The 13,854-nt window shown below is 61.3% G+C and carries 11 protein-coding genes; 6 read left to right on the forward strand and 5 right to left on the reverse strand.

Annotated features, from left to right (window positions below):
• Positions 1-215: 215 nt before the first annotated feature.
• Genes D8U61_RS11350 through D8U61_RS11360 form a run of 3 tightly spaced genes read right to left on the reverse strand, consistent with a single transcriptional unit; the run spans position 216 to position 2,457 of the window.
• A complete protein-coding gene (locus tag D8U61_RS11350) occupies positions 216-1,154 on the reverse strand; it encodes a FecR domain-containing protein (protein WP_130926946.1) in 939 nt (312 codons plus the stop codon).
• Between the two features lie 32 nt (positions 1,155-1,186).
• Complete coding sequence (locus D8U61_RS11355; protein WP_122698125.1) at positions 1,187-1,738, reverse strand: RNA polymerase sigma factor; 552 nt, start codon at positions 1,736-1,738, stop codon at positions 1,187-1,189.
• A complete protein-coding gene (locus D8U61_RS11360) occupies positions 1,735-2,457 on the reverse strand; it encodes a secretin and TonB N-terminal domain-containing protein (protein WP_071172670.1) in 723 nt (240 codons plus the stop codon). Before D8U61_RS11360 ends, D8U61_RS11355 begins: the two co-directional genes overlap by 4 nt.
• Before the next feature lie 165 nt (positions 2,458-2,622).
• On the opposite strand from D8U61_RS11360, the gene D8U61_RS11365 reads away from it, so the two are divergent.
• Complete coding sequence (locus tag D8U61_RS11365; protein ID WP_225914458.1) at positions 2,623-2,910, forward strand: hypothetical protein; 288 nt, start codon at positions 2,623-2,625, stop codon at positions 2,908-2,910.
• A gap of 156 nt (positions 2,911-3,066) precedes the next feature.
• Here the strand turns inward: D8U61_RS11365 and D8U61_RS11370 are convergent, their stop codons facing one another.
• Positions 3,067-3,507 (reverse strand): carboxymuconolactone decarboxylase family protein, encoded by a 441-nt coding sequence (locus D8U61_RS11370; protein WP_071172671.1) that lies wholly within the window; start codon positions 3,505-3,507, stop codon positions 3,067-3,069.
• Between the two features lie 367 nt (positions 3,508-3,874).
• Here D8U61_RS11370 and D8U61_RS11375 point away from each other — a divergent pair, with 367 nt between their 5' ends.
• The 5 genes from D8U61_RS11375 (at position 3,875) to D8U61_RS11395 (ending at position 8,881) form a co-directional block, all read left to right on the forward strand.
• A complete protein-coding gene (locus tag D8U61_RS11375) occupies positions 3,875-5,308 on the forward strand; it encodes a PLP-dependent aminotransferase family protein (protein WP_130926947.1) in 1,434 nt (477 codons plus the stop codon).
• 123 nt (positions 5,309-5,431) lie between these two features.
• Positions 5,432-5,725 (forward strand): putative quinol monooxygenase, encoded by a 294-nt coding sequence (locus D8U61_RS11380; protein ID WP_016774982.1) that lies wholly within the window; start codon positions 5,432-5,434, stop codon positions 5,723-5,725.
• Positions 5,726-5,954: 229 nt separating this feature from the next.
• The gene (locus D8U61_RS11385; protein WP_130886983.1) at positions 5,955-6,356 is read left to right on the forward strand and encodes a cupin domain-containing protein; all 402 of its coding nucleotides are present in this window, start codon (positions 5,955-5,957) and stop codon (positions 6,354-6,356) included.
• A 217-nt stretch (positions 6,357-6,573) separates the two neighbouring features.
• Positions 6,574-7,287 (forward strand): ATPase, encoded by a 714-nt coding sequence (locus D8U61_RS11390; protein ID WP_130926948.1) that lies wholly within the window; start codon positions 6,574-6,576, stop codon positions 7,285-7,287.
• 292 nt (positions 7,288-7,579) lie between these two features.
• Entirely contained in the window at positions 7,580-8,881 is a 1,302-nt protein-coding gene (locus D8U61_RS11395; RefSeq protein WP_130926949.1) for a hypothetical protein, read from the forward strand.
• 61 nt (positions 8,882-8,942) lie between these two features.
• Here D8U61_RS11395 and D8U61_RS11400 read toward each other — a convergent pair whose 3' ends face one another.
• Positions 8,943-13,838, reverse strand: a complete 4,896-nt coding sequence (locus tag D8U61_RS11400) for an NAD-glutamate dehydrogenase (RefSeq protein WP_130926950.1) — start codon at positions 13,836-13,838, stop codon at positions 8,943-8,945.
• Positions 13,839-13,854 lie beyond the last annotated feature (16 nt).

The raw sequence follows: 13,854 nt of genomic DNA on the forward strand, positions 1-13,854 counted from the left end.
AAAATATTGGTCAGCTGGGCAACCGCTTTCGCGAGCAGGCTCGCTCCCACAATTGGGTTGGGGGCGGTCAGTTGCAGGTTGGTGGGCTGTTAGGCCGTCATCGCTGGCAAGCCAGCTCCCACAGGGGTCGAGTGCGACCGGAAGATATTGGTCAGCTGGGAAACAGCTTTCGCGAGCAGGCTCGCTCCCACAGGGGATCTGTGTGTGGCAGGTAGTTAGCTGAGGACGACCACGCCGCCGGGCAGTTCGGTGCATTTGATGCCGTAGGCGTCGCGGATCAGCAGGGCGACGCCGGCGAGTTGGTCGAGGTTGAAGCGGGCCTGGACGCGGCGTTGGCCGAGTTCGCGGTTGAGCAGCAGGAGCATGCCGGGGCGGTAGCGGTTGATTTCGTCGATCATCTGGCTGAGGGTCGCGCCGTTGAACACCAGCACTTGTTGGCGCCAGTTCATCACGGCGGCGGTGTCGACGGTTTGTACGTTGCCGATTTGCCGTGCGTCGTAGGTGACTTGCTGGCCGGCTTCGAGGCGCAGGTTGCGGCCGTCGATGGCGACGTCGACCGCGCCGTCGAGGCAGGTCACGCAGACTTGCTGGTCGGTGTTGCGCAGGTTGAAGCGCGCCTGACTGGCGCGCAACCACCCTGCCCCGGCCTGCATCGCCAGTGGCAGGCGTGCGGTTTGCACTTCGACTTCGCCGCTGACCAGTTCAAAGCCCTGCACGCCGTTCTCGACGCTGCGCTGGTTGATGCGGGTCTGGGTGTTGAGTTCGAGGCTGACGCCTTGCGCCGGTTCGACTCGGCGCTGTTGGCCGACTTCGGTGATGTAGTCGGCGCCCAGCCCTTCGAAGCCACCGGGAATCGTGCCGCGCACCAGCAGGAATGCGGCGGACGCGGCAATCGCGCCGCCGAGGAATGCCCGTCGACCGAAGCTGCGTCGGCCCTGCACGGCTTCGGCGGCCGGCTGCAGGTGATGCCACAGCCGCTTGGCTTCTTCGAACGCCTGGGCATGTTCGCCGCTTTGCGCGCACCATTCGCGCAGGGCGCGGGCGTCGGCGACGGTGGCGCGGCCCGAGGTCAGCAGGATCAGCCAGTCTTGGGCTTCGCTGTGCAGCAACTCGGTGGCCGAATGCTCGGCGGGTTTCAGTCGAAAGATGTTCAAACGCGCAAATTCTCAACGGATTAATCGGGTCACTATTCGCTAGACGGTTTTCCGGCCCCGCGACCGAACCGCTGAAACACTTTTCTTTCCAGTTTCGCTGCGCAGAAGCCCAACGCGGCTTTGATTTCCTTTTCAACCATGCGCGTGGAAATGCCGAAACGCTGGGAGATTTCCAGGTGCGGCGCCTCTTCCAGCCGCGCGGCGATGAAGATCCGTCGACGCCGTGCGGGCAGTTCGTACAAGGCGCTGAGCAGGGCCTGCATCTCCTTTTGCCCACCGACCACCCGCGCCGGGTCGAGGGCTTCGTCGCCCAGTTGCAGCAGTTCCTCGACTTCGGTGCCGGTGAGCAGGCGCGCATCGGCCTGACGGCGGTCGGCGGCGATGTTGAGGGCCATGCGATACAGGTAGGCGTTGGGCTTGAGCAGGTTCGGCGGGGTTTCCATGCGATCGACCCGCAGCCAGGTCTCGTGCAGCACGTCATTGGCCAGGTCCTCGGAGCCGAGGCGGCGGCGCAGGCGCACGCGAAAATCCTCGTAGGAGCTGAGGAACAGCTGGCCCATCACGCTTTGTCCGGCGTCTTTCATCCCCCGGAAACTCCTTCCCATCTCGTGCATTCCATGCGCTTCCCTGACGACTCCGGTAACAACAGCAACGTGACCGGCTGGCGCAAGGCGCTGGGCGTCGGCCGATCGATTGTGAGGTTGCGAAAACTTTCCACCAGCGCGTTATCGCGCCGTACATCGCCGGTCGAAGTGACCAACCGGTTGTGCTGCACCACGCCGTCGCGCCCGACCCACACCTGCAACACCGCGCGATAACTGCCCGGCCGTGTCAGCGGCGAGCGGCACAGCTTGCGCTCGATCGCCGCTTGCACCGCCGTCGCATAACTGCGGTTGACCGCGACAGCGGCCGGCGTGGGTTTGTCCGTCGGCACTGGCAGGTCTTCCACCTGCGCCGCTTGCAGAGTGAACGCGTCGGCGCGGGCGTAACGCGCCATCAACCCGGTGCCGCCGAGCAGGTGGCGCAAGGCATCGGCGGCGGTGAATTCGCCATCCACGGCGAGGGAGCGACGGCCCCGGCTCAACTGGCTGTCGACCAACACCGCGACGCCGGTGGCGCGGCTGTATTGATCCAGCGCCCGGGCGAGTTCCTGCGCCGGGATGTGCAAGGTCATGCGCATGTCCGCCGCTGCCGGATCAGCATTGGCCGCGCAGGTCAGCAGACCGAGCAGCCACCCCAGACCCGCGCGGCGCACAAGCGTCGCCGAGCGCTGAAGACTGATCCGCGAACTGCCTCGCTGCACGACTGGCGCACCCCTGAAAATCGCTATCCTGCGGGGCATTTATGACTCTGGTATGACGGGCGGTGCAAAAAAACCATCACGGGTTTTGCGCCGCGCTTGCACTAGACTCAAAGCCCAGAGCGGCCCATTCGGGCGGGCCAGGAGGCGGACATGAAAACGCGGTGGATGTGGGTCTTGCTGATGACGGTGGGCGCGGCGCAGGCGGAGGAGCCTCTGGGCTGTGTCGAGGTCACGGTTGGCGGTTACAAGGCGCCGAATTACGATTGCCTGAGCCAGCAAATGGGCAACAACCCCGACGGCGCGGCGGCGGCGCAGAAGAACATGGAAGCGTTGAATGTGCCGGTGCACAAGCGCGCGCCGAATCAGGTAGGGCTGGCGACCCCGGCCGCGACCAGTACGCGGATGGGCAATACGTTTGGCACATCAGTGAAACCGCAGCGACCGCCGCAGTGAAGGACTGATCGTTCCCACGCTCCTGCGTGGGAATGCAGCCCGGGACGCTCTGCGTCCCATTGGAACGCGGAGCGTCCCTTGAGGCATTCCCACGCGGAGCGTGGGAACGATCGGCGTGTACCTCTTCTTTCTCTCGTTTTGTTTTTACGACGCAACTCAATCGCTCGGGGTCTGGCGGAAGCTGACGGCCAGGCGGTTCCAGCTGTTGATGGTGCTGACCGCAACCGTCAGGTCCACCAGTTCACCTTCATCAAATTGCTCGCGCGCTTGCTGGTAGACGTCATCCGGCACGTGGCTTTCGGCCAACAGCGTCACCGCCTCGGCCCAGGCCAGCGCCGCGCGTTCGCGGGGGTTGAAGAAGTTGCTGTCGCGCCACACCGCGACCGCATACAGGCGCCGATCACTTTCCCCGGCCCGCCGCGCGTCCACCGAATGCATGTCAGTGCAGAATGCGCAGCCGTTGAGTTGCGAAGCGCGGATCCGGATCAATTGCAGCAGCGGCGCTTCGATACTCAGGTTGGCGGTCAGTGCCTCCATGGCAAGCATCGCTTTCATCGCCTTGGGCGACGCGTTGTAGTAATCCAGACGCAGGGACATGGCGCGGCTCTCGGCAGGCGGAATGATGAGTCCACGGTACGGGCTGTGCAGGCTGTGTTACAGCCCCAATTCCACGAATTTCGGCTACACCACTGCCACCCTACCTTTACGCGCTGATCGTTCCCACGCTCCGCGTGGTAACGCCTCCCGTGACGCTCTGCGTCACAGTGGACGCGGAGCGTCCATGGCTGCATTCCCACGCGGAGCGTGGGAACGATCAGGTAACTGACCCACCGCTTTCGCGAGCAGGCTCGCTCCCACAGGGACTTGCGCCAATTTGCGGTTTTTACTCCACGCAACTACTGCCAAAAGCCCAACAACGCTAATCTGACCGACACTTCACTCAACACCCGGGAGCCTCGTCGGTATGGAACTTCATGTCGTGATCAACGGCCGCAAGGATCTCACCGGTCAGTTGTATCAGCAGCTGCGCGCGGCGATTGAATCCGGGCGACTGGCGGCGGGTACGCAGTTGCCGCCGAGTCGCTTGCTGGCCGAGCAATTGGGCATCTCGCGCAAGACCATTTCCGACACTTATGCGCAGCTGACCTACGAAAATTTCCTCACCGGGGTGATTGGCAAAGGCACCTATGTCAACGCCCGCCCGGCGCAGGTGCAGCGCAAGCAGAGCCACACCGAGCTGGCCAGTGCCGAGGTGATCGAGAGCTGGCGCAATCTGCCGGTGTTCCTCCGTCACCCGACGCTGGAAGGTTCGCTGCGCTACGACTTCATCGGTGGCGCCACCAGCAAAGGCCAGTTCCCACACGACGACTGGCGCCGCTGCGTCGCCCATGCGATGCGGCAGATGGCGCAGTCGAAAGGCTTCTACAGCGTCGCCGAAGGCTTGCCGGCGCTGCGCAATGCGATCGCCCGGCACATCGCCTTTTCTCGCGGTATCAACTGTCAGGACGAGGACATCGTGGTGTGCAACGGCGCGCAACAGGCGCTGGATCTGATTGCCCGGGTACTGACCCGCCCGGGCGACCTGGTGGCGATGGAAGATCCAGGGTATCCACCCGCACGCTTGCTGTTCGGCACACACGGCGCCGAAGTGGTCGGGGTGCCGGTGGATGCCGAGGGTATTCAGGTCGAGCAGATTCCCGATGGCACGCGGCTGATTTATGTCACGCCGTCGCACCAGTTTCCGCTGGGTATGGCGATGAGTCAGGCGCGCCGCGAGGCCCTGCTTGCCCGTGCCTATGAGCTCGGCGCGATCATCATCGAAGACGATTACGACAGTGAATTCCGCTACGAGGGCCGGCCCACCGATTCGCTGTACAACCTCGATCAGCGCGGTATCGTCGCCTACGTCGGCACCTTCTCGAAAACCTTGCTGCCGGAGTTGCGCCTGGGCTACGCGATCCTGCCGCCGTCGATCATCGAAGCGGTGATTCGCGCCAAGCAGTTGACCGATCTGCACGCCTCGACCCTGCCGCAATGGGCGCTGGCCAAGTTCATCGCCGAAGGTTGCCTGCTCAAGCACATCCGCCGCTGCCACACGATCTACGCGCAACGCCGCGAACGCATCCTGGAGCGCATGGCGACGGATCTGGCGCCATGGCTGCAAGCCGTGCCGGCCAGTGCCGGGTTTCACATGGCGGTGTTCTGCAAGGTGCCGATCGATTTGCCGTTGGTCATCGAGTTGGCAAAAAAGGTCGAGGTCGGCCTGTATGCGATCAGTGGTTTCTACTACCAGCAGCCGGCGAAAGAAGGCCTGTATTTCGGCTTCGGCGCCATCGAAACCCTCGACATCGACATCGCCCTCGATCGCCTGCGCGACATCCTCGAACAGCTGTCATGAGCCGTTGGTATAAGGCTTTTACCGCCGATTGGTTATTGGTGATTCACGGCGGCAGGCCTATTCTGCACAGGCGTTATCCCTCAATGAGCAGGATTCGTCCGGCCTGATTCAGGAGTGTGAGCAATGTCCAACGAAGTGATCAACACGGTTGAGGTCAAGGCGGTTGCGGGCCGCTCGGAAGAGCTCGGCAAGCAATTGCAGAAGATCGTCGACACCCTGCGCGAAACCCCGGGCTGCGATTCCTACCTGGTCGACCGCTGTCCCGAGGACAGCCACCGCTGGACGGTCAGCGCGCGCTGGCAGTCGGAAGCGGCGATGCAGGCGCATTTCAACCGGCCCGAGGCACAGGGGTTTATCGACCTGATCGACAGCCGCCTGGCCAATAGCGTCGATTTCAACAGCTTCCCCATCGTCTGAACCGGCCTCTTCGCGAGCAAGCTCGCTCCCACAGGGTTATTTGTTGTTCACAAGACGGGTGAGCAACCGCAGAACCTGTGGGAGCGAGCTTGCTCGCGAAGGCGATTTGCGCCGCACTGAAATCCTTCCGAGGCCAATTGGTCACCTGATCTTTGCGAATATTGGCCGTTTGAACCGGCCCCATTGCGGCCTACTGTGAGCACACCCCAACCATCACAGGTAACCCGCCATGAAAGCCCTGCACCTCGTCGCTGCCGCCCTCGTCTTCAGCCTCTCCGCTTCGGCAATGGCCCACGATCCATCCGAAAAAATCACCGTTCTGCAGGAACAACTGCTGAAAAACGCCCCCGGCAAAAAAGCCATGATGATCGAAGTCGACTACCAGCCCGGGCAGTCCTCGATCGCGCACAAACACGAGGGTACGGCGATGGCTTACGTGCTCGACGGCGAGGTGATTTCACAGGTCAAGGGCGAAAAAGCGATCACTTACAAGAAGGGCCAGTTCTGGTACGAGCCGGCCGGTTCCGAGCATCTGGTGTCGAAAAACGCCAGTTCGACCAAGCCGGCCAAGTTGCTGGTGTTCATGGTGCTGGCCCCGGATGAGCAGGTGCTGATCCCGCTGGAAAACTGATGGCTGCCTGATCAGCCATAAACGAAAGGCGCGAATCGAGCATTTGCGCCTTTTTTATTGCGTCGCGGCATTAACTGCAAACGCTTAAAGCCAATAAAACTAACCACGCAAAGGTTATTCAGCCAACGGTCAGGCCGGCAGGTTTACCCTGAATATCCGCCGATATCTTCGGCCCGTGCACACTCATCGACAGACCTTGTTTCACGGGAGAAACACCATGAAACCTGCGCTTCCCGCCCTGCTGGCGATCTCCGTTTTGATGCTCTCTGCCTGCTCTGTTCCCACTGCTCCGCAAGCCGTGTCATCCCTCGACACGCTGCTGCCGCACCCGACCGGTCGCAGCAGTGCTACTCAGGTCAACAGCGGTCCCGGCGTCTCGCTGGGGGTGATTTACAGCCCCGGCACCCAGGCCAATCGCCAATACTTGCGCGAGTATCAGGCCAAGGCCGGCACCGGTTTTGGTCAGAGCCTGCTGGTGCAACCGATCCACGACGCCTACGTTGCCAGCTCCAGCCCGGATCGGGCGGTGGAGTGGGTCAACGCTTCGCTGCAACGCCAGTTCGGCTCGGTGACGGTGTACCCGGACATGCAAAGCCTGCGCGCGGCCAGGCCGGATGTGGTGGCGATCGTCGATACCCATAGCCAACTGATCACCTCGCGCAGCTCGGATATCCGCGCGGATGTCAGTGCTGATTTTTACGATGCGCAATTGAACTACATCGGCACGGCGAAGGGCTCGCAGGCGCGGGAACTGACGCCGGTGTGGGCGGACTTCAAGCGCTCGGAAGAGATCGTCGCGGATATCAATCAGCAGGAGGAATTGCAGCTGGCGGCGTTGCGCGAGTTTGACCGTTCGCTGAGTAATCTGGTTGTGCGGCCGGGGGAGAAAGTGTCGATGCTCGAGGGTAAACCAACTCAAAGGTTGTACTGATGTAACTGCCTCTTCGCGAGCAGGCTCGCTCCCACATTTGGAATGCGAATCCCTGTGGGAGCGAGCCTGCTCGCGAAGGCGTCAGACCAGACACCACAAAACCCCTCAGACATTAAATCCCCGCCAAGACTGGCCATCCCTTCCAAATCCACAATCATCCCCCGCTGTCCACTGTCAGGTCTGACAGTGGACAGCGCGACCGAAAGCTTCCCAAATACCAGCACTGCGTTGATTTGCCGGTCTCTATCGACTGATCGCTTTACGCAAAAACAGCGTATTCGAGGAGCTGACCATGACTGAAGTCAAAGACACTGCCGTGCATAACCTGGACCCCACTTTCGGCCCCAACAAAAATGGCCTCACCTGGTTTGAATATCCCGATCAGGAAAACGGCTTCGCCAACGCAGTTACCGTCGCGGCGGACGGCAAGCTGCTGATCGCCGCCAGTGCGGGCAACAAGTTCGCCATTGTGCGGTTGAAGCCTGATGGCACACAGGACGCTTCGTTTGCCCGGGATGGCGTGGCGACCGGGGTTTTCGCGCAGGGCTATAAATCCACGGGTGGCAGCATCAGCATCCTCAAGAACAACAATCTGTTGCTTCAGGGTGCTTTTGTCCTACACGAATACGCACGACCACAGCGCTGCTTGGCAATGTTTCGCAATGACGGAACGCCCGAGAGCGGATTTGGCGACAACGGCGTGGTCATCGTCAGCCAGATTCCGTTGCCCGCCCTCACGCCTTCCGAGGCAGCACCGGGACAAAAACGCATTACGGCATCCGATTACAGTGGCCATGCCATTGAACTGGCCGACGGAAAACTGATGGTCCTGAGCAATCATCAATATTCCCCCAATGACCAATACGGTCTTTTGATCAGGCTGCATAGCGACGGGGCTCTGGACACTTCCTTTGGCCAAGGACAGGGTTACATCACGATTCGATACCTGGACAATTCCACGTGGGCTGGCTCACTGATCCGGCTGCAGGACGGCAAATTCGCCATCGCAGGTTACGTTTCACGTAAAGACCGCTACGGCGCAATGATCGCCCTCTTCGACGCCGCAGGTAAGCCTGTCAGCAGCTTTGGCGATAACGGTTTTGCCCTGTTCGACCGCCTGGACAAGCTCAGTCAGATCAACCAACTGGTGGAAATGCCTGATGGCAACATCCTCGGCATCGGTAGCGCCACCTCGGAGGATCTTGTTCACAGGGGCGTCCTGGTTTGTGTCGACAGAAATGGCAAATACGCCAGCGACTTCAATGAAGGGAGGCCAGTCCTGACGTCCTATTCCGATGCGCCTTTCGGCATCCAATGGACTGCTGGCACGCTGCGAGAAGGCGTACACATCGTGTTGCTTTCCAGCACCCACGGCGAAGAAGACTCCGAAATCGTCATTGCCCAGTTCAAATCGGACGGCGCTCCGGATCGCGATTTTGCCGACGACGGTGTGCTGGTGATCAATCTGACCGACGTGCTCGACATGGCGGGAGGCCTTGCTATTCAGAACAATCAGATTGTCGTAACCGGAACATCCCTGCCCCGTGCCGACGGCGTTGGTAGCTTCGCCTTCCGCTGCGCCGAGACGCTCTGAATGACAGACAAGAAAAAGCCCCGCCTCTTTCGAGAGCGGGGCTTCTTCATTCAGCCACTACTTACGCCAGTTCAAGCTCGGCATTCGCAGTGATCGCAGGCACGATCGCTTGCCCGCTCAACGCCAGATCCAGCAGTTCACGGTTAGCCACCGCGTACATGGCGTAGTCCGTACCGCTCGCAGCACGGATTTCCACCAGCATGGCGCGCCAGCGTTCGATCATGCTTTCGTGCTGGGCCATCCACAGCGCCAGGCGTGCTTCCACTTCCTGGGAACCGTCGCCCTGTTGCAGGACGGAGATGGTGATCGCCCGTTGCTGCCAGTCGACGTCATCACGGAACGCTTCACGGGCCAGAGCCTGCCAGTTGTTTTCCACCGGCAGAGCGCTGATCTGTTGCAGGTACCAGGTGATGTCCAGCGCAGAGCCCACGGCGAAGTAAGCCTTGGCCACTTCGGCCGGGTCCTGCCCGGTGACGTCGGCGGCTTCGATGATCGGCAGCAGCGTGTACAGGTGCGAGGTGCCCGCAACCATACGCGCCAGCAATTCCGGCACACCGGCTTCGACATACGCCTGATAGCGCGACTGCCAGTTCTCGCGGATTTCACCGCTGAGCAGTTCGTCGAGTTTCAGGCCCAGCTCTTTCAGGTGCGGACCGAAATGCGCGACGTCACGGGCAGCGTTCTGCTCGTTGCGACGGGCACGCAGGAACCAGCGCGTGGCGCGACGGCCCAGACGCATCAACTCGTCCATCAGCTCCAGCTGCACGTCAGCGGAAACCTGATAGTCCAGCGCTTCGATCTGACGGAACCAGTGCGGGAGGTGGAAGATGTCGCGCACGATCACGTAAGCGCCAGCCACGTTCGCCGGGCTCATGCCGGTCGACTCTTTGAGTCGCTGCACGAAGGTGATGCCCATGTGGTTGACCAGATCGTTGGCGATCTGGGTGCTGACGATCTCGCGCTTCAGACGGTGACGACGCATGGCTTCGGAGAACTTGCTGACCAGGGTCGGCGGGAACGCCGTTTCCATGTCGCGGGTCAGGTAATCGTCGTCCGGCACCAGCGAGCCCAGCAACTGCTCTTTCAGGTCGATCTTGCTGTAGGAAATCAGCACCGACAGCTCAGGACGGGTCAGGCCGTGGCCCTCAGCGACGCGCTCGGTCAGTTGCTCTTCGGTCGGCAGGAACTCGATGGCACGGTCCAGCTTGCCACGGCCTTCCAGATCGCTCATCAGACGCTTGTACTCAGCGATGCGCGCGTAGGCACGGCGCGCCGCCAGGGACAGGGCCTGAGTCTGCTTGTAGTTGTTGCCCAGCACCAGATTGCCGACTTCGTCGGTCATGCTCGCCAGCAACTGGTTGCGTTGCTTGTCGGTCATGTCACCAGCCTGAACCACTTCGTTCAGCAGGATCTTGATGTTCACTTCGTGGTCGGAGCAGTCCACGCCACCGGCGTTGTCGATGAAGTCGGTGTTGGAACCGCCGCCATTGAGACCGAATTCCACACGACCCAGTTGGGTCATGCCGAGGTTACCGCCCTCGCCCACGACTTTGCAGCGCAGCTCGTTACCGTTGACGCGCAGTGCATCGTTGGCCTTGTCGCCGACATCGGCGTGGCTTTCGGTGCTGGCCTTGACGTAGGTGCCGATACCGCCGTTCCACAACAGATCCACCGGCGCCTTGAGCAAGGCGTTGAGCAGTTCGGTCGGGGTCAGCTTGTCAGCCTGGATGTCGAAGCGTTCTTTCATCTGCGGCGAGATCGCGATGCTCTTCGCGCTGCGCGAGAAGATACCGCCACCTTCGGACATGATGCTGGTGTCGTAGTCGGTCCAGGCCGAACGCGGCAGGTCGAACAGACGCTGACGCTCGACGAAACTGGTCGCCGGGTTCGGGTTCGGGTCGATGAAGATGTGCATGTGGTTGAACGCAGCGACCAGTTGCAGCTTGTCGGACATCAACAGGCCGTTACCGAACACGTCGCCGGCCATGTCGCCGACGCCAACCACGGTGATGCTGTCTTCCTGAACATTGATGCCGCGCTCGCGGAAGTGGCGCTGTACGCCGACCCACGCGCCCTTGGCGGTGATGCCCATTTTCTTGTGGTCGTAACCGGCCGAACCACCGGAGGCAAACGCGTCACCCAGCCAGAAGCCGTAGTCGATGGCGATGCCGTTGGCGATGTCGGAGAAGGTTGCAGTGCCCTTGTCCGCCGCGACCACCAGGTACGGGTCATCGTCGTCATGCCGCACGACGTTGACCGGCGGCACCAGGGCGCCGTCCTTCAGGTTGTCGGTGATGTCCAACAGACCGGAAATGAAGATGCGGTAGCAGGCGATGCCCTCGGCCGCGATCTCGTCACGGCTGCCGCCCAGTGGCAGGCGACGCGGCAGGAAGCCGCCCTTCGCGCCCACTGGCACGATGACCGAGTTCTTCACTTGCTGGGCTTTTACCAGGCCGAGCACTTCGGTACGGAAGTCTTCTTCACGATCGGACCAGCGCAGACCACCACGGGCAACGTTGCCGAAGCGCAGGTGCACGCCTTCGACGCGTGGCGAGTAAACGAAGATTTCGAACTTCGGCACTGGCTTCGGCAGCTCAGGGATCGCATGCGGGTTGAACTTGAAGCTGAAGTACGACTTGTTCTGGCCGTTGGCGTCAGTCTGATAGAAGTTGGTGCGCAGGGTGGCTTTGATCAGGTCGAGGTAACGACGCAGGATGCGATCTTCGTTGAGCACCTGAACATCGTCCAGCGCGGTCAGAATCGCTTGTTCCAGACGCAGTTGCTTGTCTTCCAGATCGTCGCTGCCGAGCTTGCGCGCCAGGTAGAAGCGGGTCTTGAACAACCGGGTCAGTTCGCGAGCGATGTCGGTGTGGTTGTTCAGCGTGCTGGCGATGTAACCCAGGTCGAAGCCCAGACGAATCTGCTTCAGGTAACGGGCGTAGGCACGCAGCAGTGCAACGTCGCGCCATGGCAGACCGGCGGTCAGCACCAGACGGTTGAACGCATCGTTCTCGGCATCGCCACGCACGATGTGCACGAACGCGTCTTGCAGGGTGTCGTTGAGTTGCTGGATATCGAGGTCCAGACCTTCGGCGGCGGTGAAAGCGAAATCGTGAATCCAGAATTCGCGGCCGTTGGTGTGGCGCAAGCGATACGGGAATTCACCCAGTACGCGCAGGCCGAGGTTTTCCAGAATCGGCAGGACGTCGGACAGCGCCAGCGGCGTGTCGGCGTGATACAGCTTGCAATGCAGCTCGCGCTGGCCGGAGACCTGACCGAGCGGCTGATAGAAGCTCATCACCAGCGGATTTTTTTCGTTGAGGCTCAGCAGGTGCTGCATGTCGACCACGGCCGAATGCGCAGCGAAACGCTCGCGATAACCGGCCGGGAAGCCTTTCGGGAAGTCGGCCAGCACGTTGGTGCCGTGGGCTTCGCCGAAGCTCTCGACGGTCAGTGCGGCGTAGTCGTCCTGCCAGCTGCGGCAGGCCTGGACCACTTCTTTTTCCAGCAGTACCGGGTCGATGTCGAGGCGGTTCTTCGGATCGACGCGCAGAATCAGCTGCACGCGGGCCAGCACGGATTCCGAGAAGAAGGTCCAGAATTCGCAATCGGAAGCCTTCAGGCGCTCCATCAGCACTTGCTGGATCTTCTGGCGGACTTCGGTGGAATAGATGTCGCGCGGCACGTAGGCCAGGCAGTAGCAGAAGCGACCGTACGGGTCTTTGCGCAGGAACACGCGGATCTTGTTGCGCTCCTGGATCTGCACGATCGACATCACGGTGGTGAACAGTTCGTCGACCGGGGTCTGGAACAGGTCGTCACGCGGCAGCACTTCGAGGACCTGCGCCAGTTCCTTGCCCAGGTGAGCCTTGGACTGGAAGCCGGAGCGGCGCTCGATTTCTTCGACCTTGCGGCGGATGAACGGGATGACCCGCACGCTCTCGCCATACACCGAGGAGGTGTACAGGCCCATGAAACGGTGTTCCTTGATGACTTTGCCGTCGGCGTCGATTTCACGGATCGACACATAATCCGGGTAAGCCGGACGGTGTACTCGGCTCGGGTGCGCAGCCTTGGCGAACGACAGCAGGGTCGGTTCGCGCAGGTAGGACACGGCGTAGTCTTCGATGCGCAGGTCTTCGTAGGTCAGACCGGTGCGCAGCAGTTTGGTCAGGCCGAGGAAGGAATTCTGGTCGTACTCGATGTGGCCGCCATCGGCCTGATCGGTAACCACGAACTCTTCGTAGCCGAGGAAGGTGAAGTGGTTGCCCACCAGCCATTCCAGGAAGCTCTTGATTTCGTTCTTTTCGTCGGCATCGACCGGATAGGCGCTGTTGTCGAGCTGGGTGAGGATGTCCTGCACCTTGGCTTTCATCGGCTCGAAGTCAGCGACGGCGACGCGCACTTCACCGAGCACCTGCTCAAGCTCTTTGCTCAGCACATTCAGCTCGGCCGCGTTGGCGCAACGGTCGATTTCCAGGTACATCAGCGATTCGTGCAGGACGCCTTCGCCGGTGCTGCCTTTTGGCAGGACTTCCAGCAATTCGCCCTTGCTGCCACGACGTACGCTGAGCACGGTGGTCTGCAGGGTGTGAATGCTGTAGCCGCGACGGTTCAGCTCGGTACGCACCGAGTCGACCAGAAATGGCAGGTCGTGGTGCAGCACTTCGACCGCGGTGTGGGTCGACTGCCAGCCGTGGCGTTCGTAATCGGGGTTGTAGACACGCACTTGCGGTTGCGCGTGATCGAAGCGCTCAAGCAGGCGCCACGCAGAGAGAGTACAGCCAGCGAGGTCGGAGAGACGACGTTGAGTCAGCTCGTCCAGGGAAATGATGCCGAAGAATTGTTCAGCGAACAGCGCCACTTGTGGCAGTGCCTGTTCACTGATGTGCTGCGCCAGTGCCGCTTGCAGTTGGTGCTGGAAGTCGGCTTTGCTGGCTGCGGTGAAGAACGCCATCTGTGGTACTCCGCTT

The organism is Pseudomonas sp. Sample_14 (genome assembly GCF_004307515.1).
Taxonomy (GTDB): domain Bacteria; phylum Pseudomonadota; class Gammaproteobacteria; order Pseudomonadales; family Pseudomonadaceae; genus Aquipseudomonas; species Aquipseudomonas atacamensis.